Source organism: Streptomyces sp. NPDC005784, from assembly GCF_042871525.1.
GTDB lineage: Bacteria > Actinomycetota > Actinomycetes > Streptomycetales > Streptomycetaceae > Streptomyces.
Map to the genome: position 1 here is coordinate 119,055 of NZ_JBIAIQ010000002.1, position 23,174 is coordinate 142,228.

Sequence of the window (23,174 nt, forward strand, 5' to 3'; positions counted from 1 at the left end):
GCCGGCTTTGACCACTGGGTAGCGGTGGTCACGGCTACGGGACTACGGCGCTACGGCGCTACGGCTACGGCTGGACGCTCTGGCTGCTGCCGTGGCCATGGCGGTTGCTACGGCGATAATGATTGGCCGAGGTTCGCGAGGCTCCGGCTGGAGCGTCACGCCGCAGTCGGCGAGGCGGGCGGCGTGCGCGACAGGGATGACTGGAAGCGTCCGCCGCCAAACGGATGTTGGCCGGATTCCCGTCCCTATGGAGGATTCCGATCAGGTGTCCGGCGGGGCACGGTCGGGGGCGGCGAACCCGACCCTGCGGAGGGCGCGGGCGCCGGGAGCCCCGGCCGGCTGATGACCTCACCCACGGACACCGAACTCGGCAGGGCGCCACCAACCAACCACGTTTGACCACTCCTGGTGGGCGGTGCCCTCCGGAGGATCCGCCGAGACCGCAGAGCCGACGCGCAGTAGGCGTCGCAAAACCGCCGGACCGTCGGCCGGAGGAGCCCCAAGACCGAAGAACCGCAAGGCCGGAGAAGCCACACGACCGGAGGACCACAAGGCAGGGGAACCGCAAGGCAGGAGGAGCCCCAGGCCTCGCCTCACCCCCGGCTCAAGCCAAGCCCGGGCCGCGGCCCCGCCCGCCCCGGCCGCGGCTCACTCGGCTACTCGACCGGCTCCAGGAATCCCTGCTCGACCAGCAGGCGAATCTGTGCAGGCGTCCGGTCGCGCAGCAACACCGGGTCCTCGCCGACCAGTTGGGCGATGGCGTCGAGAATCCGTCCCGCGCTCAGCGTGCCGTCGCACACGCCGGCGAAGCCCGCGCCGACCGTGTCCACCTTGGTGGCCCGGCGCATTCCGCGGTGCTGACGCAGCACCACATGCTCCGGGTCCTCGGCGCCGGGCAGTCCGACCTGCTCCTGCACGACCTCCGCCACAAGTCTGAAGTGACCGGCGAGCAGGCCCGCGTCGTCGTGCCGCCGCAGATAGTCGACCCGGTCGAAGTGCTCCCGCACGGCCTCGCCGAGCGGCTGCTCGACGGAGTGCGGCCACTCCTCGACCGTGATGGAGGGCTCGGCCGCCGCCGTCCTGCGCAACGTGATCCATCCGAAGCCGACGGCCTTCACCTTGCGCGCCTCGAACTCGTCGAGCCAGGCGTCGTACCGCGCCTGGTAGTCGGCCGGGTCGGCATGGTGGTCACCCGCGTCGCGGAGCCACAACTCCGCGTACTGCGTGACGTCCTGCACCTCGCGCTGCACGATCCACGCGTCACAGCCGCGCGGCACCCAGGAACGCAGCCGGTCCTGCCAGTCCTCGCCTTCCACGTGCTGCCAGTTGGCCAGAAACTGGGCGTACCCCCCTTCGTTCAGCCGGTCTCCCGACTCCTGAACGAGCGTGCGGCACAGATCGTCCCCGCCCATTCCGCCGTCGCGGTACGTCAGCCGGGCGCCCGGCGAGATCACGAAGGGCGGGTTCGAGACGATCAGGTCGTACCTCTCGTCGGCGCGGACCGGCTCGAAGAGGGAGCCCTGACGCAGGTCGGCGGCCGGAGCTCCGGAGAGCGCGAGAGTGAGCGCCGCGATGTGCAGCGCGCGGGGGTTCAGGTCGGTCGCGGTCACACGCGTGGCGTGCTGCGCGACGTGCAGGGCCTGGATTCCGGAACCGGTACCGAGATCGAGGGCTGAGTCGACGGGCGTACGCACGGTGATGCCGGCGAGCGTCGTGGAGGCGCCTCCCACGCCGAGGACGACACCTTCCTCCCGACTGCCGATACCGCCCGCGCCGCCGACGGCGCATCCGAGGTCGGACACGATGAACCAGTCCTCACCGCCGGGCCCGCCATAGGGCCGGATGTCGACACTCGCCGCCACCTCGTCCCCGCCTGTCCGGGTCAGCCAACCGCTTTCCAGGGCGTCCTCGACCGGCAGCACGTCCGCCATGCGCGCGTACGGCACGGGCTGCTGCAGCAGGAACAGCCGCACGAGCGTCTCCAGCGGTGTGTCCCCACGGGTCGCCCGGAGGGCGGGCACGGTCTCACTGCGCGCCAGCGCCGCGTACGCGGGGGCGCCGAGCAGGTCGAGGAGTCCGTCCGCGGTGAAGGAGGCGTCGAGGAGGGCGCTCCGCAGTCGAGCGGCGATGTCGGCACGATCGGACGAGGGCAACGGTGACAGGCTGGTGTGACTCACGCCTCCCATTGTGTCCGCTATCGCCCACCGGCACCCACACCTGTGGACAACGCGCCACCTGTGGACAGCGCATTGCCTGTGGACACGCGCCACCTGTGGACAGCGCCTCACCTGCGGCCGTCACCTGTGGACAGGACATGCCGAGAGCCCGGCACGCACGCATGCCGGGCTCTCATTCGGTCGAACAGGCGATCGCCGCCCTGGGCACTCGTGGTGGAGACTCGGCTCCAGGCCGCCACCGAGAGTTCCCCAGGGACTCAGCCCGTGGTCGCCGCCGCGGACCCGGACGCCGACTTGCAGCTCTCCTGCTGCGCCATCGCCTTGCCCACGTCACCCTCCTCCAGCTGCTTCAGGGCGTCGTTCCCGCTCTGGCTCAGCTTGGCGAGCTGGGTCGCGATGCCCTTGAGGCCCTCGGCGAACTTGGCCTGGTCCTTGGTATCGAGCTTGTCGACCTGCTTCTTCAGGGCGGCGTACGACGCGGAGATGCCGCGGAGCTCCTTGACCGCGTTGGTCTGCTTCGTCTGGCCACCGTCGACGTTCGGCGGTCCCGAGTTGTCGACGGCGGTGCCGATCGCCTTGTAGGCGTCCGACATGTCCTGGAAGGCCTGTGCGTCCGTATTCTGAACGGCATCCGGCGTGCTGTTGTCCGAGGTCTGCTTCTGGATCGCGGCGTTCGCGTCCTCGATCTTCTGCGCCTGCGGCTTCACCGCGTCACAGACCTGCTTGGCCCAGGAGTTCAGCTTGGCGTTGCCGTCGTTGCCGCTGCTGCCGCATCCCGACAGCGCGAGTACCAGTACCGCACCGCCGGACAGTGCGGCTGCGAGCTTCTTGTTCACCGGTTTGGCCCCTTCCATGGCTCTCGGCCCCGGAACTTACACGCCATCCGGGCGACACCCACACGCCGAATGTCCGCTAAGACACTTATCGAAGCCATTTGCACCAAGCGAGAGAAGGCTCACGACGACGGTGTGAACACACACAGGGCGGGCGCACAGCACGTCAACACGCGCCGTCCACCCGCCCGTTGGCCCCTTCCCTGACCAGGCACGGAAGTCCGTGCCACATCAGGCGCAGAACCTGTGAGCTAGGAAACCACCGCCGGATCGGCCGACTTGGCGACCCCTTCCTCGTTGTCTTCCTCGTCACCCATGACGATCCCGCGCCGCTTGGAGATGTACACGGCACTCACGATCACGACGAGCGCGAAGATGGCGATGAACACCCGTACGCCGACACTCTTGTCGTCGCCGTACGAGAATTTGACGATCGCCGGAGCGATCAGCAGCGACACCAGGTTCATGACCTTCAGCAGCGGGTTGATCGCGGGGCCCGCCGTGTCCTTGAAGGGGTCACCGATCGTGTCGCCGATCACCGTCGCGGCGTGGGCCTCGCTGCCCTTGCCGCCGTGGTGGCCGTCTTCGACCAGCTTCTTGGCGTTGTCCCACGCGCCACCGGAGTTGGCGAGGAAGACCGCCATCAGCGTGCCGGTGCCGATCGCGCCCGCGAGGAACGAACCGAGCGCCCCGACACCGAGCGTGAACCCGATCGCGATCGGCGTGAGCACCGCGAGCAGGCCAGGTGTGGCCAGTTCGCGCAGCGCGTCCTTGGTGCAGATGTCGACGACGCGCCCGTACTCGGGCTTCTCGGAGTAGTCCATGATCCCGGGGTGCTCACGGAACTGCCGCCGCACCTCGTAGACCACCGCCCCGGCGGACCGCGACACCGCGTTGATCGCCAGCCCCGAGAAGAGGAAGACGACCGCGGCGCCCGCGATGAGACCCACCAGGTTGTTGGGCTGCGAGATGTCCATCATCAGGTTCAGCGGCGCGCCGGGACCCGAGACCTTCTCGCCCACGTCGCTCGCGGCCGTGGTGATCGCGTCACGGTACGAGCCGAAGAGCGCCGAGGCCGCGAGGACGGCGGTGGCGATGGCGATGCCCTTGGTGATGGCCTTGGTGGTGTTGCCGACGGCGTCCAGGTCGGTGAGCACCTGCGCGCCCGCGCCCTCGACGTCACCGGACATCTCGGCGATGCCCTGCGCGTTGTCGGAGACGGGGCCGAAGGTGTCCATCGCGACGATGACACCGACCGTGGTGAGCAGGCCCGTTCCGGCGAGCGCCACCGCGAACAGCGCCAGCATGATCGACGTACCGCCCAGCAGGAACGCCCCGTACACGCCGAGGCCGATCAACAGGGCGGTGTAGACGGCCGATTCGAGACCGATGGAGATACCGGCGAGGACGACGGTGGCCGCGCCGGTCAGCGAACTCTTGCCGATGTCCCGGACGGGACGGCGGCTGGTCTCGGTGAAGTAGCCGGTCAACTGCTGGATGAGCGCGGCCAGCACGATGCCGATCGCGACGGCGACGACCGCGAGGACCCGCGGATCACCGCCCTTGGCCTTGATCGCCGCGTCCGTGACACCGTCCAGTTCGGCATAGGTGCCCGGAAGGTAGATGTAGACGGCGAGGGCGACCAGCACGAGCGAGATCACCGCGGAGATGAAGAACCCGCGGTTGATCGCGGACATGCCGCTGCGGTCGGAGCGCCGGGGCGCCACCGCGAAGATGCCGATCATCGCGGTGAGTACACCGATCGCGGGCACGATCAGCGGGAACGCGAGCCCGGAGTCGCCGAACGCCACCTTGCCGAGGATCAGCGCGGCGACGAGCGTGACGGCGTACGACTCGAAGAGGTCCGCGGCCATGCCGGCGCAGTCGCCCACGTTGTCGCCCACGTTGTCGGCGATGGTCGCGGCATTGCGCGGATCGTCCTCCGGAATGCCCTGCTCGACCTTGCCGACCAGGTCGGCGCCGACGTCGGCGGCCTTGGTGAAGATGCCGCCGCCGACACGCATGAACATGGCGATCAGTGCCGCGCCGAGACCGAAGCCCTCCAGGACCTTCGGCGCGTTGGCCGCGTACACGAGCACCACACAGGAGGCGCCGAGCAGACCGAGCCCCACCGTGAACATGCCGACGACGCCACCGGTGCGGAAAGCGATCTTCATGGCTTTGTGCGAGACGGCGGTGAGATCCTTTTCGGGCTCACCCGCCGCCGGGGTCGCTTCCCTTGCCGCGGCGGCCACGCGGACATTGCTCCGTACGGCGAGCCACATACCGATGTAACCGGTGGTCGCCGAGAACACCGCGCCGATCAAGAAGAAGATCGACCGTCCGGCGCGCTGATTCCAGTCGTCCGCGGGCAGCAGCATGAGCAGGAAGAACACCACGACGGCGAATACGCCGAGCGTGCGCATCTGACGTCCCAGGTAGGCATTCGCGCCCTCCTGGATCGCCGTCGCGATCTCCTTCATGCTGTCGGTGCCTTCGTCGGCCGCGAGAACCTGGCGCACCAGGATCCCGGCGACCACGAGCGCCGCCACTGCGACGACCGCGATGACCATCACGATGAGACGGTTGCCGTCCGTCAGAACCGCGGCTGCGAAGGTTGTGGGGTGGTCAAACTGATGAGGGGTAGAAAGCCCCGCCATTCGTCCTCCTTGACGCTTGGGCTGAGCTCAAGATGTGGACGGATTCTAGGTACCGGAACCTGATCAAAACAGTGCGCGGTAAGCGGAATTAGCCGAGACTTGCTCTTCAGCAAATGATCGACAGGCGTCCACGGACCCAAATGCAGTAACGCCCCAGAAGCGTTGACGCTTGATCCAATTATCGCGCGAATGATCGTGAATCAATTCACGAAACGCCGTACACGATCACCATATGGCCGAGCGCGAGATCCCGGACATGCCGAAGGGCCCCACCGAGTAGGGCCCTTCGGGGCAAAAAATGAGGGGCGGTTGTCAGGGAAGAGCCACGGCCGGCGGCGTAGTGGGCCAGCTCATCCTGATCAGTCCGCCGTGCTCTCCGGCGGTGACTTCCACGTCGTCGACGAGGCCGCTGATGACCGCGAGGCCCATCTCGTCCTCCTCGGTCTCCGCGTCCGAGGCGGCGCCGGACGCCGCCCCTCCGGGCACCGAACCCGGCGCCTCGTCACCGACCTCGATGGAGAACTGCTTCTCCTCCTCGATCAGCGTCACCTGCACCGGCGCCGAGATGCCGTTGCTCTGGTGCAGTCCGACGGCACGAGTACAGGCCTCGCCGACGGCGAGCCTGACCTCGTCGAGGACGGCCTCGTCCACTCCGGCCCTGCGCGCCACCGCTGCCGCCACCAGTCGGGCGGTCCTGACGTGCTCGGGCAGCGCGCTGAAGCGGAGTTCAACGGTGGCCATGCATCCCCCTCTGAACTACGGGCGTGCTGTACTACGGGCGTGCTGTCAGGGGACCGGGCGTGGGCCCGGACCCCTACTTCTGCGAAGCCCGGGCCCACGACCCGGGAGACCGGTGGTCAGTCGGTCGCGTTGACCGCCTCCTCCACCGAGGTGTGGATCGGGAACACCTTGGTGAGACCAGTAATACGGAAGATCTTCAGAATGCGCTCCTGGTTGCAGACCAGACGCAGCGAGCCCTCATGGGCCCGGACGCGCTTCAGGCCGCCCACCAGCACGCCGAGACCGGTGGAGTCGAGGAAGTCCACGCCCTCCATGTCGACGACGAGGTGGAAACTGCCGTCGTTCACCAGCTCGACCAGCTGTTCCCGCAGCTTGGGCGCGGTATATACATCGATTTCGCCGCCGACCTCGACGACCGTACGGTCGCCATTAGGGCCGGACACATTGCGAGTCGACAGGGACAGGTCCACGGATCCTCCAGCACCTTGCTATCGAGCGGTCGCCCCATGGGACACCTCGGCAGAGCCCCCGGGACGGTTCGCCAGCCGCGATGGCATTCAATCACTTACCGGCAGGCGTGCACGACGCCTTGGGCCCATTGTCCGTCACGCCAGTGACACACTCGATGCCGATGGCCAAGAATCACCGATCCGATCGATCCTCGGCGGACACCGCTTCCCGCCCGTCGCCGAGCACTGTCCTGGACCGGCTCGCCTCGGGGCCGAGCCGGGCTTCGCGCATCACTCATACGGAGCACTTGCCCCCGCGAGCGGGTCGCCATGCCGTTTGGCCCGACCGGATCCGTTCGGAGGTCATCGCCGCGGTGCAGGCCGCGGGCATCGAACACCCCTGGGCCCACCAGGCACGCGTCGCCGAGCACGCCCTGGACGGCGAGTCGGTGATCGTCGCCACCGGCACCGCCTCGGGTAAGTCCCTGGCGTACCTCGCCCCGGTCCTGACGGCCCTCCTGGAGGGCTCCGAGGCCCCGAACGGCCGGGGTGCCACCGCCCTCTACCTGGCCCCCACCAAGGCCCTGGCAGCCGACCAGCGCCGCTCGGTGAAGGAACTTTCACAACCGCTGGGCAATGCCGTGCGCCCGGCCGTGTACGACGGCGACACGCCCTTCGAGGAACGCGAATGGGTACGCCAGTACGCCAACTACGTCCTGACCAACCCCGACATGCTGCACCGCGGGATATTGCCCTCCCACCCCCGCTGGTCCTCCTTCCTGCGCGCCCTGCGCTACGTCGTGATCGACGAGTGCCACACCTATCGCGGCGTCTTCGGCTCCCACGTCGCCCAGGTGCTGCGCCGTCTGCGCCGCCTCTGTGCCCGCTACGGCGCCTCTCCCGTCTTCCTGCTGGCCTCCGCGACCGCCGCCGAACCCTCGCTCGCGGCACGCCGCCTGACCGGCCTCCCGGTCGTCGAGGTAACCGACGACGCCTCCCCACGAGGGGAACTCGTGTTCGCCCTGTGGGAGCCCCCGCTCACCGAACTGCACGGCGAGAAAGGTGCACCCGTCCGGCGTACCGCCACCGCCGAAACGGCCGATCTGCTGACGGACCTCACCGTCCAGGGCATGCGCTCGATCGCCTTCGTACGGTCCCGGCGCGGCGCCGAGCTGATCGCGGTGATCGCCCAGGAACGCCTCGCCGAGATCGACCGCTCACTGGCCCGGCGTGTCGCCGCCTATCGCGGTGGCTATCTCCCCGAGGAACGCCGCGCCCTGGAGAGCGCGCTGCACTCCGGGGAACTCCTCGGCCTCGCCGCCACCACCGCCCTCGAACTCGGCGTCGACATCTCCGGCCTCGACGCCGTCGTCATCTCCGGCTACCCGGGCACCCGCGCCTCCCTCTGGCAACAGGCCGGCCGCGCGGGCCGCTCCGGGGAGGGCGCGCTGGCGATCCTGGTCGCCCGCGACGACCCACTGGACACCTTTCTCGTCCATCACCCCGAGGCCCTGTTCGACCAACCGGTGGAATCCACGGTCCTCGACCCCGACAACCCGTACGTCCTGGCCCCGCACCTGTGCGCCGCCGCCTCCGAGATCCCGCTCACGGACGACGACCTGGAGCTCTTCGGCCCCGCAGCCGCCGATCTGCTGCCGCAGCTGGAGGCCGCGAAGCTGCTGCGCCGCCGGGCCACGGCCTGGCACTGGACGCGCAAGGAGCGGGCCGTCGACCTGACCGACATCCGAGGGGGCGGTGGCAGCCCGGTGCAGATCGTCGAGTCCGGGACCGGGCGCCTGCTCGGCACGGTCGACGAGGGCGCCGCGCACACGGCGGTCCACGAGGGCGCGGTCCATCTTCACCAGGGCCGTACGTACCTGGTGCGCAAGCTGGACCTGGAGGACTCCGTCGCGCTGGTCGAAGAGGCCAGTCCGCCGTATTCGACGGTCGCCCGCGACACCACGTCCATCGCCGTCCTCGAAACCGACGTCGAAGTCCCCTGGGGCGACGGCCGGTTGTGCTACGGCTCCGTCGAGGTCACCAATCAAGTCGTCTCCTTCCTGCGTCGGCGTGTCATCACCGGTGAGGTGCTCGGCGAGACGAAACTCGACCTCCCTCCCCGTACGCTCCGCACCCGTGCCGTCTGGTGGACGGTCACCGAGGACCAGTTGGACGCGGCCCGGATCAACCCGGAGATCCTCGGCGGCGCCCTGCACGCCGCCGAGCACGCGTCGATCGGCATGCTGCCGCTCTTCGCCACCTGCGACCGCTGGGACATCGGCGGCGTCTCCGTCCCCCTCCACCCGGACACGCTCCTGCCCACCGTCTTCGTGTACGACGGCCACCCGGGCGGCGCCGGATTCGCCGAGCGCGCCTTCCACACAGCCCGCTCCTGGCTCACGGCCACCCGGCAGGCCATCGCCTCCTGCGAGTGCGACGCCGGCTGTCCCTCCTGCATCCAGTCCCCCAAGTGCGGCAACGGGAACGATCCACTGCACAAGCGAGGCGCCGTACGGCTGCTCACGGAACTGCTGCGGGCGGCACCGGAGGAGTGAGGGCCTGAGGAGTCAGGTCCGGAGCAACCCGGGCGACGAGGCAGAGCCGGAGGAGTCCGGGCCTGGAGTCAGGGCCGGATGCGCGAGGGCTGAGGGCCGGACGGGTGAAAGCCGGTGGCTCTGGGGCCAGACGGGTGAAAGTCGAGGACGTGAGGGCCGAACGGGTGAACGCCGGGTGGGTGACGTCCGAGGGGTGAGGGCCGGAGAAGTCGGGGCCGGACGGTACGAGCCCGGTGGGCGGGGGCTGAGGAACCTCAGGTCCCGTCGATCCCACCAGTAGTCGGTCCTACCAGCCCCGTCGATCCCACTAGCCCTGTCGGTCTCACCGACCCCGCAGGGCTTGCAGGGCTTGCAGGGCTTGCAGGGCTTGCAGGGCTTGCAGGGTCTAGCGGCCCCGGAGGCCCTGTGGGTCCCGCAAGCCCGGAGAACCCGGAGGCCTTGTGGGTCCCGCAAGCCCCGGAGAACCCGGAGGTCCCGCCCTCGATCTGACCTCCGCGATGAGCGGTCCGGATCCGGACGCCGCCGTCACATCCGAGATCTGGCCCTCGACGGCGCACCGCACGAGCCGCGCTCTCTGCGCTCGGGCCACGCGGTCCGCGCGGGCACAGGCCGCCGTGCCACCGTCGCTCCAGTGGTCCGCCGCGGCGAGGGCCGCCAAGTCCGCCGCCCCTGCCGCCCGGTGCCGCACCACGACGGCCTGCCCCATCGCCAGCACCACTCCGAAGACGGCACACAGCACAGCGATCGCGCCCACCGTCCAGACGGTCGCCGATCCTTTGTCGGAGGACGCGCGCCACCGCGCACACCGACGACTCACAACGGATGACCCCACCCGTCGCCCGCTGCGCCGGCGACTCCGGACCCTCATCTCCCGTCCTCCCCCACAACCGTCTCCCCCACCGTCTCCTCCGCCAGCGCCACCGCCTCGTCGGTCAGTTCCAGGGACAGCGCGGCGGGACCCGGCGTCCTCGCTCCGACCGTCACCCTGACCAGGTCGGCCTCCCGGCTCACCGTGACCCGCGTGCCGGACGGGGCCGCCCGGCGGGTCGTCGCCAGGACCGCTTCCGGCGAGTCCTGGCGTGCCGCCGACCGGGCGCCCGCCCTCGCCGCGTCCACGCACTGGATCTGCGCGGACGCGGCAAGCAGGGCCCAGACCAGTGCCATACCGACGAGCACCAGCGAGGGCAGCACCACGGCGGCCTCGGCGGTGACGAATCCACCGTCCCGACGCCGGACCGGACCGGCCCTCAACAGGGCCGCCCTCGAGCCCCGTTCACATCTGGACATTGAGCGCCCGCCCCACGATGCCCTGCAGTTCCTCACCGACCTGCCCGCTCGTCACCACCTTGTAGAGCGCTGCCGCGAAGGCCACCGCCGCGATGACACCCACCGCGTACTCGGACGTGACCATTCCCGCGTCCCTCCGCGCCGCGATCGACACGAGCGTCCAGGCCCGCGTCCGCACACACCCTTGCTCGCGTCCTCGTCCGAGAACTCGCACCATCCTGCGCATTTCAACCTCCGTAGGATTCAGTCCTGTCGGTCATTTCGCCCACTCACCGCTCACCGCTCGCCCTGCCACCGCCCGCCCGTCACCGACCACCCCCTCGCAGCAACCCGCCGGCCAGCCCGATCACCACGGGCAGCACGCCGATCGCGAGGAAGGCGGGCAGAAAACACAGCCCCACGGGTGCGGTGACCATGACGGCCGCCCGGCGTGCCCGCGCCGTCGCGGTGCGCCCCCACTCGGCGCGGGCCTCCGCCGCGAGTCGGCCGACCGGCACAGCCGCCGGTACGCCCGACTCACCCGACCGCTCCAGCAGTCGCGCCAACCCCTGGGCGCCCGGTATCGACGCCAACCTCCGCCACGCGTCGACCGGTTCACTCCCGAGTCGCACCTCCGCCGCGCCCCGGGCCAGCCGCTCACCCACCGGTCCGCCCAGTGCCTCGCCGACGGCGCGGGCAGCCGCTACGGGGCTCGCTCCCGCCGAGATGCAGGCCGCCACCAAGTCGGCGGCGAGCGGCAGTTGGCGGGCTGCCTGCGTCGCGTCGTACTCCTCCGGCGGGGTGGGATTCCGCCGCTGCCGCCACCGCCGCACCCCGAACCCGGCCGCCAGCCCCACCAGAACCCCGGCGAGACCGCCGATCAGAACCCAGCCGGCGCACACGACACCCAGCAAGGGCAGCCACCGCCGGCCGTGGCTCCGTACCTCGTGACTTCGTACGTCGTGGCGCCGCGGCGACGGCGCCGTCTGCAGGAGCAGCAGCTCGGCCAGCCGCCTGCGCACTCTCCTCGCGCGCCGCAGCGCCCCGAGCCAGCGGGCCGGCGTGCCGACCAGGAGCACTCCGCACACAAGTACCCCCAGCCTGTGGACAACTTCCGCGCTCATGCCGTCTCCGCCCCTCGCACGATCCGCAGCGCCCACCACAGCCCCACACCCTCCAGCACCCCGCCGACCAGCAGACAGCCCAACCCGGGACCGGTGTGCAACAGCACGTGCAGCGGGTCCGCGCCGAGCGCGGTGCCGAGCAGGAGACCGAGGACCGGCAGACCCGCGAGCATCGAGGCCGTCGAGCGTGAACCCGCCAACTGGGCACGCATGTCCGCTCTTTGATCGCGCTCGGCTCTCAGCGCGGCCTCCAGACGGTCCAGGCCGGCCGCGAGTCCCGCACCCCGGTCCACGGCCACACGCCAGCACGCGGCGAGCCCCACGAGTCCGTCGGAGCCTGGCTGCCGTGCCGCCTCGGTGAGCGCATGCGGCACATCCCCGCCGAACCTCGCCGCGGCCAGCACCACCGGCTGCGCGTCACCGAGTCCGTCCGAGTCGCGTGCGGCCCCGAACAACGCCTCGCCGGGCTGGCGTCCAGCCCGCACCTCACCGGCGAGGGCACCGCACAGGGAGATCACCGCGTCGCCGCGTCGCTCCCGCTCACGCCGAGCTTCTCCCGCCCGCCGCACCCTCCCCAGCAAGGGCATTCCCGCGGCCCCGAGGAGAAGTGGCAGTACCGAGGCGCCCAGCACCGCGATCACCAACCCCGCCACCAGCGACCAGGCTTCGGGCCGCAGCCGACCGCGCAGCCGCCGCCAGTCGACCAACGCCCTCTCCCACCGGGGCGGCACGATCGCCACCCCGTCGCCCGCGAGCAGCACCCTCGCTCTGCGCGCCCCCGAGCCGCGCCCGCCGATCAGCCAGGCCGCAACCCCGACACACGCCACGGCGGCTCCCGCGGGCGCGCCCGTCATCTCACCGATCCCCATCCCGCTCCCCGTTCGCTTCCCGACGTCCGGCCGCTGTCGCGGCCCCGACGTCCTTTCCGTCCGAAGGGCTCCTCGCCCACCGCCTGTCCGGAGCAACTCCCGCTGTCCCGAGCCGAATCGGCCCGCCATGTCCCTGGCTCCCGTCCCGGAGCAGCTCCCGAAGCCGATCCCATCCCCGCTCGTACGCGAAGGCGTCCTCGCCCCACCGCAGCGCCGGTACGGTCACCACCAGCCCCGACTGGTCGCGTTCGAGCACATGCACCTCGGCGATCCGACGCCGTCCGGCCCGGTCCCGCACGAGATGCAGGACCACGGACAGTGCCGCCGCCAGTTGGCTGTGCAGGGCGGCCCGGTCGAGCCCGGCCGCGGTGCCCAGCGCCTCCAGCCTGGCCGGGACCTGCGCCGCAGCGTTGGCATGAACAGTTCCTGAGCCGCCCTCATGTCCTGTGTTGAGGGCGGCCAGCAGCGAGACCACCTCCGGACCGCGCACCTCGCCGACCACCAGCCGGTCCGGTCTCATCCGCAGGGCCTGCCGGACGAGATCCTGGAGCGAGACAAGGCCGACGCCCTCCTGATTGGCGGGCCGCCCTTCAAGGCGCACCACATGCGGATGGTCGGGCCGCAGCTCCGCCGAGTCCTCGGCGAGCACGATCCGCTCCCCGGGACCGACCAGCCCCAGCAGCGCGCTCAGCAGGGTCGTCTTGCCGGAGCCTGTGCCTCCGCTGATGAGGAAGGACAACCGGGCGTCCAGCAGCGCTCTGAGCACCCGGTCCCCGCCGGGCGGCACGGTCCCCGCCGCCACCAGTTCGTCGAGCGTGAACGCGCGCGGCCGTACGACGCGCAGGGAGAGGCAGGTGGAGCCGACGGCGACCGGTGGCAGCACCGCGTGCAGACGGGTCCCGTCCGGCAGTCGGGCGTCCACCCAGGGGCGGGCGTCGTCGAGCCTTCTGCCGGCCACCGCCGCGAGGCGCTGCGCGAGACGTCGTACGGCTGCCGCGTCCGGGAAGGACACGGCGGTCAACTCCAGGCCGCCGCCGCGGTCCACCCAGACCCGGTCGGGCGCCGACACCAGCACGTCGGTCACCGACGGGTCGGCAAGCAACGGTTCCAGTGGTCCGCTGCCGACCAGTTCGGAGCGCAACCGCTCGGCCGCGCCGAGGACTTCGGCGTCACCGAGCACCCGCCCCTGCTCACGCAGCGCCTGTGCCACGCGCGCGGGGGTCGGCTCGGAACCGCTCTCGGCCAGCCATTGCCGCACGCCGTCCAGCAGCCCCGCGCGTCCGTCCGAGCCGCCGCCGGACCCGTCCCACGTCGCCGTACCTCCTGAGAGGAGGCCTCCGGGTCCGCCCCGCGTTGCGGTCCGCCCGGCGATGTAGTTCCGGGGCCCGTCGCGCGCATCCGTCCGTCCGGGCAAGGAGCGCCCGGGTCCGTCCCGTGTGTCCGCCCGAGCGGGGGAGCAGCCCTCGCCCGTGTCCTTGCGCGTCGGTCCCGTTCGGCTGTCGAGTCCCGTGCCGCGGTCCATGCCTGTGGACGCGTCCCAGCTCATACGCCCCCTCCTTCGACCGGAACCCGCTCCCAGAAGGCCGCGCAGAAACGGGCCAGAGGCCCCTTCGCCGCACTCCCCGGTGGCGGCCCGCCGTCCAACGGGAAGCGTTCGGCAGGCAGTTCGCCCACCAGGGGCAGGTCGAGCAGGCGGGCGACCTCGCGATCGTCGAGACCCGGCGCGTAGGGTCCGCGGACCACGATCCGCAGATCGCGCAGGACCATGCCGACCGCGGACGCCACCCGTCCGGCCGCCGCGATGGAGCGCAGGTCCGCGGGAACCACCAGTAGCCCCATATCGAGCTGGGCAAGGATCTCGGCGACACCCCCGTCGATGCGGCGGGGCAGGTCGACGACCACCGCACCACCGCGCCGTCTGGCGGCGGCCAGGACCGCTCGTACCGCTTGAGGCGGAATGGTGACGGAGTCACTCCGGTCCCAGCTGAGAACCCGCAGCGCGTGCAGTTCGGGCAGGGACTCCTCCAGGGCGCCGCCGCCGACCCTGCCGCGGGACGCGGCGAACGCCGGCCAGCGCAGGCCCTCGGCCGCCTCTCCTCCCAGGAGTACGTCGAGTCCGCCACCGAGAGGGTCCGCGTCCACGAGCAGAGTGCGGTTCCCCTCACGCGCCGAGGTGAGGGCGAGCGCGCAGGCCAGCGTGGAGGCACCGGCCCCACCGCGGCCGCCGAGCACGCCGACGGTGAGAGCGGGCCGGCCGACTCCTTCGGCCACGTCGGCGATGCGGTCGACGAGCCATTGTTCGCCGTCCGGCAGCACCAGCACGTGGTCGGCGCCGATCTCGACGGCCCGCCGCCAGACTCCGGAATCGTCCTGGTCCCGGCCGACCAGCACCACTCCCCTTCTCCGCGCGGCCCCCCGCACCCGTGAAGCGGCGTCGTCGCCGACGAGGACGAGAGGTGCCGCCTCCCAGCTGCCCCTGCGTTCCGGAATCCCGTGATGGACCTCGGGCCGCGCGCCCGCCGCCGCGCACAGGCGCAGCAGGTCGTCGAGGAGGTCGACGTCCTCGGTGACGATCAATGGTCCGCCCTGCCGCCCCTCGGCGGTGGGCGGCCGGTCATGGGTGATGGCTCCCGCCACGATCTCCAGCCCCCTTCGCTGCTTCGTGCGCGGGGCCCTCCAGGACCCCGCGATTCCCGCTCGTGTGAAGAACCGGCAAGCGGCCTCCATATGAACGGCCGATACGAACCGGCCGAACGCGTCCGACAAACGGAACCGTCCATGAACTCGCCGCGAACGGAGCGCGTGGGAATCACGGTGCAGCGATCCCGGAAATCGTGTGGATCTTGGTCGAAAACTGTGGACAACTCAGCGGCTGTGAATATCGCCTTCACGCCTACCGGTGAAGGCTCAACGACTTCCATAGAGCATCCCAACGGCTACACACAGTGACGGCTCGCGGGCGCGCGAAGAGCGCGGAATCAACGGTGCCGAGAAGGCTCCGGGGCCGCGCAGAAGAGGGGAAAACCCATCCGGACATGCGACGACCCCCGCCGGGGGGGAGAGCGGGGGTCGTCCCCACGGCCGACTCGGGGGGGGAGGAGTCGGACCGGGTTAGCACGGTCGCGAACGATCCGTGACTTCCATGGTGTACCCGAGAGCCCTCTCAGGCAAACCCACGCGCCTCACCTTACGCCGAATGGTGGGCCCTATGCTCGACCTCGTGGAAAACCACTCCTTGCCCCGTACAGCGGCCTTCTTCGACCTGGACAAGACAGTCATTGCGAAGTCGAGCACGCTCACCTTCAGCAAGTCGTTCTACCAAGGCGGGCTGATCAACCGCAGGGCGGCCTTGCGCACCGCGTACATCCAGTTCGTGTTCCTGGCGGGCGGCGCCGACCACGACCAGATGGAGCGGATGCGCAAGTACCTGTCCTCGATGTGCCGCGGCTGGAACGTCCAGCAGGTCAAGGAAATCGTCGCCGAGACACTGCACGACCTCATCGACCCGATCATCTATGACGAGGCCGCGTCGCTCATCGAACAGCACCACAAGGCCGGCCGCGACGTCGTCATCGTGTCCACGTCCGGCGCCGAGGTCGTCGAGCCGATCGGTGAACTGCTCGGCGCGGACCGCGTGGTGGCGACCCGCATGGTCGTGGGCGAGGACGGCTGCTTCACCGGCGAGGTGGAGTACTACGCCTACGGGCCGACGAAGGCCGATGCCATCAAGGAACTGGCCGCTTCCGAGGGCTACGACCTGTCCCGCTGTTACGCCTACAGCGACTCGGCGACCGATGTGCCGATGCTGGAGTCCGTCGGACATCCGCACGCGGTGAATCCGGACCGCGCGCTGCGCCGCGAGGCGGTCGCCCGCTCGTGGCCGATTCTGAACTTCCACCGCCCGGTCCGGCTGAAGCAGCGACTGCCCGCCCTGTCCGTGCCTCCCCGGCCGGCACTCGTCGCGGCGGCAGCGATAGGCGCCGCGGCGGCCACGGCAGGGCTTGTCTGGTACGCCAGTCGGCGTCGCGCGACGGTGGCATGAACCGTCACGCGTGCGCGTGCGGCATATTGAAGTCCATTTCTCACCCTTTTGAACCTAAAAGTAAAGAAGTGCGATCAGGGGTTCCGCTTCCTCCGAACCTGGAGTACAAAGGGTTTAACGGCCCGCGAGACCAAGGACATCCGAGAGGATCACCTTCAAACGCAACCAGGCCCCACGGACCGAGCATGAACATCGAGCACCCACGCGACGTCGACCCGTCGATTACGGGCCAGCCGCACCAGGTGACGGGCAGAAGTTCCCGACCTGATGGGCAACATCTCGAGGACGCTTGGTAACCCGGTGAACATGCCAGCGGCGGTACGAGAACTCGTACCGCCGCAACCCTGTCCGGGGAAATCGGGAGCTCCTTACGCGGCGCCGCGCTGAAGCGCCTCACAGACCGCGGCGGACTCCCTGGCGCCCAGCTCGACAGCCCTCCCGCAATGCGCGATCCAGGCGGCCATGCCCTCCGGAGTGCCGGAGACGTAACCGTCCAGTGCCGCGAGATAGGCCGCACGGCCGAGTTCCGCGTGGCCGACCTCCGCCGGGCAGATGGACTTCGGGTCGAGACCGCTGCCGATCAGCACGATGCGTTCCGCCGCGCGCGCGACCAGTCCGTTGTGGGAGGCGAAGGGACGCAGGGCGATCAGCTCACCGTGGACGACGGCCGCCGTGACCAGGGCAGGGGCCGAGCCGCCCGCGATGATCAGCTGGGACAGGCCTTCGAGACGGCCGGCGACCTCGTCCGCGTCGGGCAGCGGCAGCTCCACCAGGGGCTCGTCGACCTTCTCCCCGCTCTGCCGCCGCCGGCCCACCGCGTCACCTCGGTCGGCCGCCGCCACCAGGTGCAGCCGGGCCAGCACACGCAGGGGCGACTGCCGCCAGATGGACAGGAGTTGGCCCGCCTCGGCGGTCAGCCGCAGGGCGGCGCCGACCGTACGGGCCTCGTCCTCCGCACTGAAGTCGGTACGCCGGCGCACCTCTTCGAGGGCCCAGTCGGCGCCGGACAGCGCCGCGGAACCACGGGCCCCGCGCAGCGCCGCCTCGGACGTGATCTCGTTGCTGCGACGCCGCATGATCCGGTGTCCGTAGACCCGGTCCACGGCCTTGCGGACGGACTCCACGGAATCGGCCACCCCGGGAAGCGAACCCAGGGCCGCGAGCGGATCAGCGGTCGCACCTGTCGTACTCATGAGTACGACACTACGCACCCAGGGGCGGCACCCCACGAAGGAGTGGTCTTCTTCACGCGGCGCAAGCACCGAGAGCGACAGTCGCACTACCCTTGGTGAACATGAAAATTGCTTTCGTCGGGAAGGGCGGCAGCGGCAAGACCACCTTGTCGTCGCTCTTCATCCGCCACCTCGCCGCCTCGGGGGCACCTGTCGTCGCCGTGGACGCCGACATCAACCAACACCTGGGGGCCGCGCTCGGGCTCGAAGAGACGGAGGCCGCCGCGCTCCCCGCCATGGGCGAGCGGCTGCCGCTCATCAAGGACTACCTGCGCGGCTCCAATCCGCGCATCGCGTCCGCCGAGACGATGATCAAGACGACCCCGCCCGGCGAGGGCTCACGGCTGCTGCGGCTCGCTGAGACCAATCCTGTGTACGACGCCTGCGCCCGGCCGGTGGAACTCGACGGCGGCACCATCCGTTTGATGGTCACCGGCCCGTTCACCGAGGCCGATGTGGGGGTGGCTTGCTACCACTCCAAGACCGGTGCAGTGGAGCTCTGCCTGAACCATCTCGTCGACGGCCGGAGCGAGTACGTCGTCGTCGACATGACGGCGGGCTCCGATTCCTTCGCGTCCGGCTTGTTCACCCGCTTCGACATCACGTTCCTCGTCGCCGAGCCGACCCGGAAGGGAGTCTCCGTCTATCGCCAGTACAAGGAGTACGCCCGCGATTTCGGCGTCGCCCTGAAGGTCGTCGGCAACAAGGTGCAGGGCCAGGACGACATCGACTTCCTGCGAGCGGAGGTCGGTGACGACCTCCTGGTCACGGTCGGGCACTCGGATTGGGTGCGCGCCATGGAGAAGGGCCGCCCTCCCCGGTTCGAGTTCCTGGAGGAGGCCGACCGGTGCTCGCTGCACGCCTTGCAGACCGCCGCCGACGCCACGTACGAGCTGCGCGACTGGGAGCGGTACACGCGCCAGATGGTGCAGTTCCACCTGAAGAACGCCGCCAACTGGGGCAACGCCAAGACCGGGGCGGACCTCACTGACCAGGTCGACCCCGGTTTCGTGCTCGGCGAGAGTCCGATGGTCACCGCGTGAGCGGCCCGCCGGCCCGAAGCACCGCCACGACCTGAGCGACAGGGCGGCCCGGGGCACAGCTACGGCTTGACAGCCGGCGCCCCGGGGACGCCCTTCGGGGCCGGGGCGGGACGGCCGGAGAGGAAGGACGCCCAGCCCTGCTTCGGCGCCTCGCCGACCCGAAGACCACGGAGCTTGTCGAGGGTGGCCGGGTCCTGGGCGTCGAGCCAGTCGGCGAGCTGCCGGAAGGAGACACAGCGGACGTCGGCCTTGGTGCAGACGCGCTCGACGACCTCGTCGATGGCACGCATGTAGTTGCCGCCGTTCCAGGACTCGAAGTGGTTGCCGACGATCAGCGGGGCGCGGTTGCCGTCGTAGGCGCGCTCGAAGCCCTCGATCAGGCCGTCACGCATCTGGTCGCCCCAGTACTCCTGCCTGCCGGGGTCGCCCTGAGTCTGCGTACCCGACTGGCTGACCATGAAGTTGTAGTCCATGGTGAGCTGCTCGTAGGAGTGTCCGGGGAAGGGCACGAGCTGCATCGACAGGTCCCACAGCCCCTCCTTCCTCTTCGGCCAGAGCTGGTCGTCGACGCCGCTGGTGTCATAGCGGAAGCCCAGCTCGCGAGCCGCCTTCATGAAGTTCTCCCGGCCCTCCAGACAAGGGGTGCGGGCGCCGATGAGTTCCTTGTCGTAGTCGAAGGGCAGCGACGCCGCGGTCTTCAGGCCCGAGTTGGTCCTCCAGGACTTCACGAACGACTTCGCCTGGGCGATCTCGCTCTTCCAGTCCGCGACCGACCACTGTCCGACCCCGCCCTCCGCGCCGCAGAAGTGGCCGTTGAAGTGCGTGCCGATCTCGTTTCCCTCCAGCCACGCGGCGCGCAGCTGCTTCACGGTGTCCTCGATACCCCGCTGGTCGTTGAAGCCGATCTCCGAGCTGCCGGGCGAGTGCTGCGGTGGCCGGTACAGGTCGCGCTTGTCCTCCGGCAGCATGTACACGCCGGACAGGAAGTACGTCATCGTCGCCCTGTTGGCTTTGGAGAGTTTCCGGAAGTGAGAGAAGAGCTTCTGGCTGTCCTCGCCGGCACCGTCCCAGGAGAAGACCACGAACTGCGGGGGCTTCCGACCCGGCTTCAACCGTTCGGGCCGCGGCAGATGCGGCTGCGCCCCGGTGTACGAAGTGGAACCGTCGCCGATCAGGCGGACCGCGGCCTCGGGCGCCGGGGCCCCCGCCGCCGCCTTCTTCGCGCCGTGCGCGCCTTCCTGGAAAGCGGTGGTACCGCCCGCGCAACCGGCGAGCGCCGTGGCGCCGCCCGCGGCGAGTGCTACAGCCGCGGCGATCCTCTGGGTGGCGGCCATGTCCCGCCCTCCTTTTCCTCGGTCGGGCAACGCCGATTAGGTCGCTATCGCGGCTATGTGCAGCTATGAACCGGCAGCGCCGCCAAAGTTTCACGGGGCCGAGAAGGAATAAATACGACAAGCCGATCAAAAGCCTGCTTCACTCCAAGGGATGAATTAATGCCCCATTTGCTCCCATTTTCTGCATCATCCCTTTACTCTGCATTACGATCCGTTTACCGAGCGTTGAAAGTCCCGCCACTGCACGCCGTGACCCACGGCCGCGACCCGCCCCCCGCCGCTTCGGACGGGGGACCACCTGTTCCGCGACCGCGCTGCCCCGGAGGAGACGGGAACCATGTCTGCCTGCGTCCCCACCCGCGCCGCCGACCCGACTCGGCCCGCGCACGTCCACCAGCCCCACAGTCCCCCGCCGACCCCGCCCCGACGCTTCCGTGTCGCGGGCGCCGATCTGTCGGCCTCGATCGCGGTCTTCCTGATCGCCCTTCCCCTGTCCCTCGGAATCGCCCTCGCCACCGGCGCGCCGCTCCAGGCCGGCCTTGTCGCCGCCGCCGCCGGCGGGCTCGTCGCGGGACGCCTCGGCGGCTCACCGCTCCAGGTGAGCGGGCCCGCCGCCGGGCTCACGGTCGTCACGGCCGAGCTCATCCACCACTACGGATGGCGCGCGACCTGCGCCATCACCGTGCTCGCGGGAATCGTCCAACTGGGCCTCGGCTGCCTGCGCGTGGCCCGCACGGCCCTGGCCGTCAGCCCCGCGATCGTGCACGGCATGCTCGCCGGAATCGGCGTGACCATCGCCGTCGCCCAGTTGCACATCGTGCTGGGAGGCATCCCGCATAGCTCTGTCATGGACAACCTCATCGCGCTGCCGGACCAGGTGGCGCGCATGCACCCCGCGGCGGTGTCGATGAGTGTGCTGACGCTGGCGCTGCTGCTCGCCTGGCCGCGCGTTCCCGGTCGGACCGGGCGGGTGCTGCGCAAGGTCCCCGCCGCGCTGGTCGCCGTCACCGGAGCCACCGCGACCGCCTCCCTCGCCGGACTGACGCTGCCCAGGGTGGACCTGCCGTCCTGGAGCAGTCACGCGCTGGCCGGGCTGCCCGAGGGTCCGGTGCTCGGCATCGCCGCCGCCGTCCTCACCGTGACGCTGGTGTGCAGCGTGCAGTCGCTGCTCGGCGCCGTCGCGGTGGACAAGCTGGTGAGCGGCCGCCCGGAACTCCAGGCACGCGTGGGCCGTTCCCGCCTCGACCGGGAGCTGTTCGGGCAGGGCGCCGCCAATGTTGTCTCCGGCGCGCTCGGCGGACTGCCCGTTGCCGGGGTCGCCGTGCGCAGTTCCGCGAATGTGCAAGCGGGTGCCGTCAGCCGGAACTCCACGATGCTGCACGGCGTTTTCGTAGTAATTGCCGCGCTGCTGATGGTCCCGATCCTGGAGCTGATCCCCCTCGCATCGCTCGCCGCCCTGGTGATGGCCGTCGGCATCCAGATGGTGTCCCTGCACCACATCCGCACGGTCACCCGCCACCGCGAGGTACTGGTGTACGCCGTCACCACGTTCGGCGTCGTGTTCCTCGGGGTTCTCGAGGGCGTGGCGCTGGGGGTCTCCGTGGCCGTCGGTGTCGCCCTGCACCGTCTCGGGCGCACCCGCATCACGCACGAAGAAAAGGAAGGGGTCCATTACGTACATGTACGAGGTCAGTTGACGTTCCTCGCGGTGCCCAGACTCAGCCGCGCCCTGCATCTCGTGCCCCAAGGGTCGGACACCGTCGTGGAGTTGGACGGCTCGTTCATGGACCACGCGGCGTACGAGTCGCTGCAGGACTGGCAGAGCGCGCACATCGCCCAGGGCGGCACGGTCGATCTCGCCGGGCGAAGCGGAACACGGATCGCCGAGCCCGCGAACTCCGGACACTGCCGCTGCCGGCCCTGGACACCCTGGCGGAACCACCAGTGCGAGACCTCCGCCGACCCGGGGTTCCCGTCCGCGGACGCCCCTTCGGCCGGGCAGGGCGAGGGGACCGGCGAGGCCAGACCGAGCGGGAACCAACTGGCGCGCGGCATCAGCGCGTTCCAGCGCAACACCGCACCCCTGGTGCGGGACGAGCTGGCCCGGCTCGCACGGGAAGGACAACGGCCGTCCCAGCTGTTCCTGACCTGTGCCGACTCCCGGCTCGTCACCTCGATGATCACATCCAGTGGTCCGGGCGACCTCTTCGTCGTACGCAATGTGGGCAACCTCGTGCCGTTGCCCGGGGAGGAGAGCGGGGACGACTCGGTGGCCGCAGCCATCGAGTACGCGGTGGACGTGCTGAAGGTGCGGTCCATCACGGTGTGCGGACACTCCGGGTGCGGGGCCATGCAGGCACTGTTGGCGTCGGAGCCCGGAGGGGCGCTCACGCCGCTCAAGCGGTGGCTGCGGCACGGGCAGCCGAGCCTGGACCGGACGGCCGCCGATGACAGGCCGTGGGCGCGGCTCGCCGGACGGGCGCCCGCCGACGCGGTGGAGCAGCTCTGTCTGACCAACGTGGTGCAGCAGTTGGAGCACCTGCGGGCGCACGAGGCCGTGGCGCGGGCCCTGCGGGAGGGCGTGCTCGAACTGCACGGAATGTACTTCCACGTCGGGGAGGCCCAGGCATATCTGCTGGCCGACGCCGACGGGGCCGAACTGTTCGATCACGTGGGCGCGTTCGATCATGTGGGCGCGGCGGAGGATCTGCGGCATCCGGCTTGATCGGGCGGTGGGGGGGGGGCCCCGCGGGGGGGGGCCCCCCCCCCCCCCCCCCCCCCCCCCCCCCACCCCCCCCGGGGCGCCCCCCCCCCCCCCGCGGGCGCCCCCCCGGGGGGCCCCCCCCCCC

General features: G+C 70.3%; 18 protein-coding genes. 4 read left to right on the forward strand and 14 right to left on the reverse strand.

The window, feature by feature from the left end:
- Nucleotides 1-656: 656 nt before the first annotated feature.
- The 5 genes from ACFYR3_RS03445 to bldG form a co-directional block, all read right to left on the reverse strand.
- A complete protein-coding gene (locus ACFYR3_RS03445; protein ID WP_355842792.1) occupies nt 657-2,186 on the reverse strand; it encodes a class I SAM-dependent methyltransferase in 1,530 nt (509 codons plus the stop codon).
- Between the two features lie 248 nt (nt 2,187-2,434).
- Entirely contained in the window at nt 2,435-3,031 is a 597-nt protein-coding gene (locus ACFYR3_RS03450; protein ID WP_355842794.1) for a small secreted protein, read from the reverse strand.
- 230 nt (nt 3,032-3,261) lie between these two features.
- A complete protein-coding gene (locus ACFYR3_RS03455) occupies nt 3,262-5,670 on the reverse strand; it encodes a sodium-translocating pyrophosphatase (protein ID WP_356783819.1) in 2,409 nt (802 codons plus the stop codon).
- Nucleotides 5,671-5,982: 312 nt separating this feature from the next.
- On the reverse strand, nt 5,983-6,411 hold the full coding sequence (locus ACFYR3_RS03460) for an ATP-binding protein (protein WP_355842799.1): 429 nt from the start codon (nt 6,409-6,411) through the stop codon (nt 5,983-5,985).
- A 116-nt stretch (nt 6,412-6,527) separates the two neighbouring features.
- The gene (gene bldG, locus ACFYR3_RS03465) at nt 6,528-6,881 is read right to left on the reverse strand and encodes an anti-sigma factor antagonist BldG (protein ID WP_028799135.1); all 354 of its coding nucleotides are present in this window, start codon (nt 6,879-6,881) and stop codon (nt 6,528-6,530) included.
- Nucleotides 6,882-6,961: 80 nt separating this feature from the next.
- On the opposite strand from bldG, the gene ACFYR3_RS03470 reads away from it, so the two are divergent.
- Nucleotides 6,962-9,415, forward strand: coding sequence for a DEAD/DEAH box helicase (locus ACFYR3_RS03470; RefSeq protein ID WP_389281306.1), 2,454 nt, complete (start codon nt 6,962-6,964; stop codon nt 9,413-9,415).
- 385 nt (nt 9,416-9,800) lie between these two features.
- Here ACFYR3_RS03470 and ACFYR3_RS03475 read toward each other — a convergent pair whose 3' ends face one another.
- From ACFYR3_RS03475 to ssd, 7 genes are all read right to left on the reverse strand, one after another.
- The gene (locus ACFYR3_RS03475; RefSeq protein ID WP_389281308.1) at nt 9,801-10,283 is read right to left on the reverse strand and encodes an Rv3654c family TadE-like protein; all 483 of its coding nucleotides are present in this window, start codon (nt 10,281-10,283) and stop codon (nt 9,801-9,803) included.
- On the reverse strand, nt 10,280-10,702 hold the full coding sequence (locus ACFYR3_RS03480; RefSeq protein ID WP_355842806.1) for a TadE family type IV pilus minor pilin: 423 nt from the start codon (nt 10,700-10,702) through the stop codon (nt 10,280-10,282). The genes ACFYR3_RS03475 and ACFYR3_RS03480 overlap by 4 nt, the downstream gene beginning before the upstream one ends.
- On the reverse strand, nt 10,689-10,928 hold the full coding sequence (locus ACFYR3_RS03485) for a DUF4244 domain-containing protein (protein WP_389281310.1): 240 nt from the start codon (nt 10,926-10,928) through the stop codon (nt 10,689-10,691). Before ACFYR3_RS03485 ends, ACFYR3_RS03480 begins: the two co-directional genes overlap by 14 nt.
- Before the next feature lie 79 nt (nt 10,929-11,007).
- Nucleotides 11,008-11,805, reverse strand: a complete 798-nt coding sequence (locus ACFYR3_RS03490) for a type II secretion system F family protein (protein ID WP_389281312.1) — start codon at nt 11,803-11,805, stop codon at nt 11,008-11,010.
- Entirely contained in the window at nt 11,802-12,674 is an 873-nt protein-coding gene (locus tag ACFYR3_RS03495) for a type II secretion system F family protein (protein ID WP_355842815.1), read from the reverse strand. Before ACFYR3_RS03495 ends, ACFYR3_RS03490 begins: the two co-directional genes overlap by 4 nt.
- The gene (locus ACFYR3_RS03500; RefSeq protein WP_356783825.1) at nt 12,661-14,220 is read right to left on the reverse strand and encodes a TadA family conjugal transfer-associated ATPase; all 1,560 of its coding nucleotides are present in this window, start codon (nt 14,218-14,220) and stop codon (nt 12,661-12,663) included. Before ACFYR3_RS03500 ends, ACFYR3_RS03495 begins: the two co-directional genes overlap by 14 nt.
- A complete protein-coding gene (ssd, locus tag ACFYR3_RS03505; protein ID WP_355842849.1) occupies nt 14,217-15,311 on the reverse strand; it encodes a septum site-determining protein Ssd in 1,095 nt (364 codons plus the stop codon). Before ssd ends, ACFYR3_RS03500 begins: the two co-directional genes overlap by 4 nt.
- A 571-nt stretch (nt 15,312-15,882) precedes the next feature.
- Between ssd and ACFYR3_RS03510 the strand changes: the two genes are divergently transcribed.
- Nucleotides 15,883-16,716, forward strand: coding sequence for an HAD-IB family hydrolase (locus ACFYR3_RS03510; protein WP_355842852.1), 834 nt, complete (start codon nt 15,883-15,885; stop codon nt 16,714-16,716).
- A gap of 368 nt (nt 16,717-17,084) precedes the next feature.
- On the opposite strand, the gene ACFYR3_RS03515 is transcribed toward ACFYR3_RS03510, so the two are convergent.
- Nucleotides 17,085-17,909, reverse strand: coding sequence for an oxidoreductase (locus ACFYR3_RS03515; protein ID WP_389281315.1), 825 nt, complete (start codon nt 17,907-17,909; stop codon nt 17,085-17,087).
- A gap of 101 nt (nt 17,910-18,010) precedes the next feature.
- On the opposite strand from ACFYR3_RS03515, the gene ACFYR3_RS03520 reads away from it, so the two are divergent.
- Nucleotides 18,011-18,991 carry an ATP-binding protein gene (locus ACFYR3_RS03520; protein WP_355842858.1) on the forward strand — a complete coding sequence of 327 codons (981 nt, stop codon included), beginning with the start codon at nt 18,011-18,013 and terminating at the stop codon, nt 18,989-18,991.
- 59 nt (nt 18,992-19,050) lie between these two features.
- On the opposite strand, the gene ACFYR3_RS03525 is transcribed toward ACFYR3_RS03520, so the two are convergent.
- The gene (locus ACFYR3_RS03525; RefSeq protein WP_389281317.1) at nt 19,051-20,325 is read right to left on the reverse strand and encodes a hypothetical protein; all 1,275 of its coding nucleotides are present in this window, start codon (nt 20,323-20,325) and stop codon (nt 19,051-19,053) included.
- A gap of 337 nt (nt 20,326-20,662) precedes the next feature.
- Between ACFYR3_RS03525 and ACFYR3_RS03530 the strand changes: the two genes are divergently transcribed.
- On the forward strand, nt 20,663-23,050 hold the full coding sequence (locus tag ACFYR3_RS03530; RefSeq protein WP_389281319.1) for a SulP family inorganic anion transporter: 2,388 nt from the start codon (nt 20,663-20,665) through the stop codon (nt 23,048-23,050).
- Nucleotides 23,051-23,174 lie beyond the last annotated feature (124 nt).

What these genes read in the sequence shown, in the direction of transcription:
- ACFYR3_RS03445 (WP_355842792.1), bottom strand. Translation starts at nt 2,186, where the DNA reads ATGGGAGGCGTGAGTCACACCAGCCTGTCACCGTTGCCCTCGTCCGAT.
- ACFYR3_RS03450 (WP_355842794.1), bottom strand. Translation starts at nt 3,031, where the DNA reads ATGGAAGGGGCCAAACCGGTGAACAAGAAGCTCGCAGCCGCACTGTCC.
- ACFYR3_RS03455 (WP_356783819.1), bottom strand. Translation starts at nt 5,670, where the DNA reads ATGGCGGGGCTTTCTACCCCTCATCAGTTTGACCACCCCACAACCTTC.
- ACFYR3_RS03460 (WP_355842799.1), bottom strand. Translation starts at nt 6,411, where the DNA reads ATGGCCACCGTTGAACTCCGCTTCAGCGCGCTGCCCGAGCACGTCAGG.
- ACFYR3_RS03470 (WP_389281306.1), top strand. Translation starts at nt 6,962, where the DNA reads ATGGCATTCAATCACTTACCGGCAGGCGTGCACGACGCCTTGGGCCCA.
- ACFYR3_RS03475 (WP_389281308.1), bottom strand. Translation starts at nt 10,283, where the DNA reads ATGAGGGTCCGGAGTCGCCGGCGCAGCGGGCGACGGGTGGGGTCATCC.
- ACFYR3_RS03480 (WP_355842806.1), bottom strand. Translation starts at nt 10,702, where the DNA reads ATGTCCAGATGTGAACGGGGCTCGAGGGCGGCCCTGTTGAGGGCCGGT.
- ACFYR3_RS03485 (WP_389281310.1), bottom strand. Translation starts at nt 10,928, where the DNA reads ATGCGCAGGATGGTGCGAGTTCTCGGACGAGGACGCGAGCAAGGGTGT.
- ACFYR3_RS03490 (WP_389281312.1), bottom strand. Translation starts at nt 11,805, where the DNA reads ATGAGCGCGGAAGTTGTCCACAGGCTGGGGGTACTTGTGTGCGGAGTG.
- ACFYR3_RS03495 (WP_355842815.1), bottom strand. Translation starts at nt 12,674, where the DNA reads ATGGGGATCGGTGAGATGACGGGCGCGCCCGCGGGAGCCGCCGTGGCG.
- ACFYR3_RS03500 (WP_356783825.1), bottom strand. Translation starts at nt 14,220, where the DNA reads ATGAGCTGGGACGCGTCCACAGGCATGGACCGCGGCACGGGACTCGAC.
- ACFYR3_RS03510 (WP_355842852.1), top strand. Translation starts at nt 15,883, where the DNA reads ATGCTCGACCTCGTGGAAAACCACTCCTTGCCCCGTACAGCGGCCTTC.
- ACFYR3_RS03515 (WP_389281315.1), bottom strand. Translation starts at nt 17,909, where the DNA reads ATGAGTACGACAGGTGCGACCGCTGATCCGCTCGCGGCCCTGGGTTCG.
- ACFYR3_RS03520 (WP_355842858.1), top strand. Translation starts at nt 18,011, where the DNA reads ATGAAAATTGCTTTCGTCGGGAAGGGCGGCAGCGGCAAGACCACCTTG.
- ACFYR3_RS03525 (WP_389281317.1), bottom strand. Translation starts at nt 20,325, where the DNA reads ATGGCCGCCACCCAGAGGATCGCCGCGGCTGTAGCACTCGCCGCGGGC.
- ACFYR3_RS03530 (WP_389281319.1), top strand. Translation starts at nt 20,663, where the DNA reads ATGTCTGCCTGCGTCCCCACCCGCGCCGCCGACCCGACTCGGCCCGCG.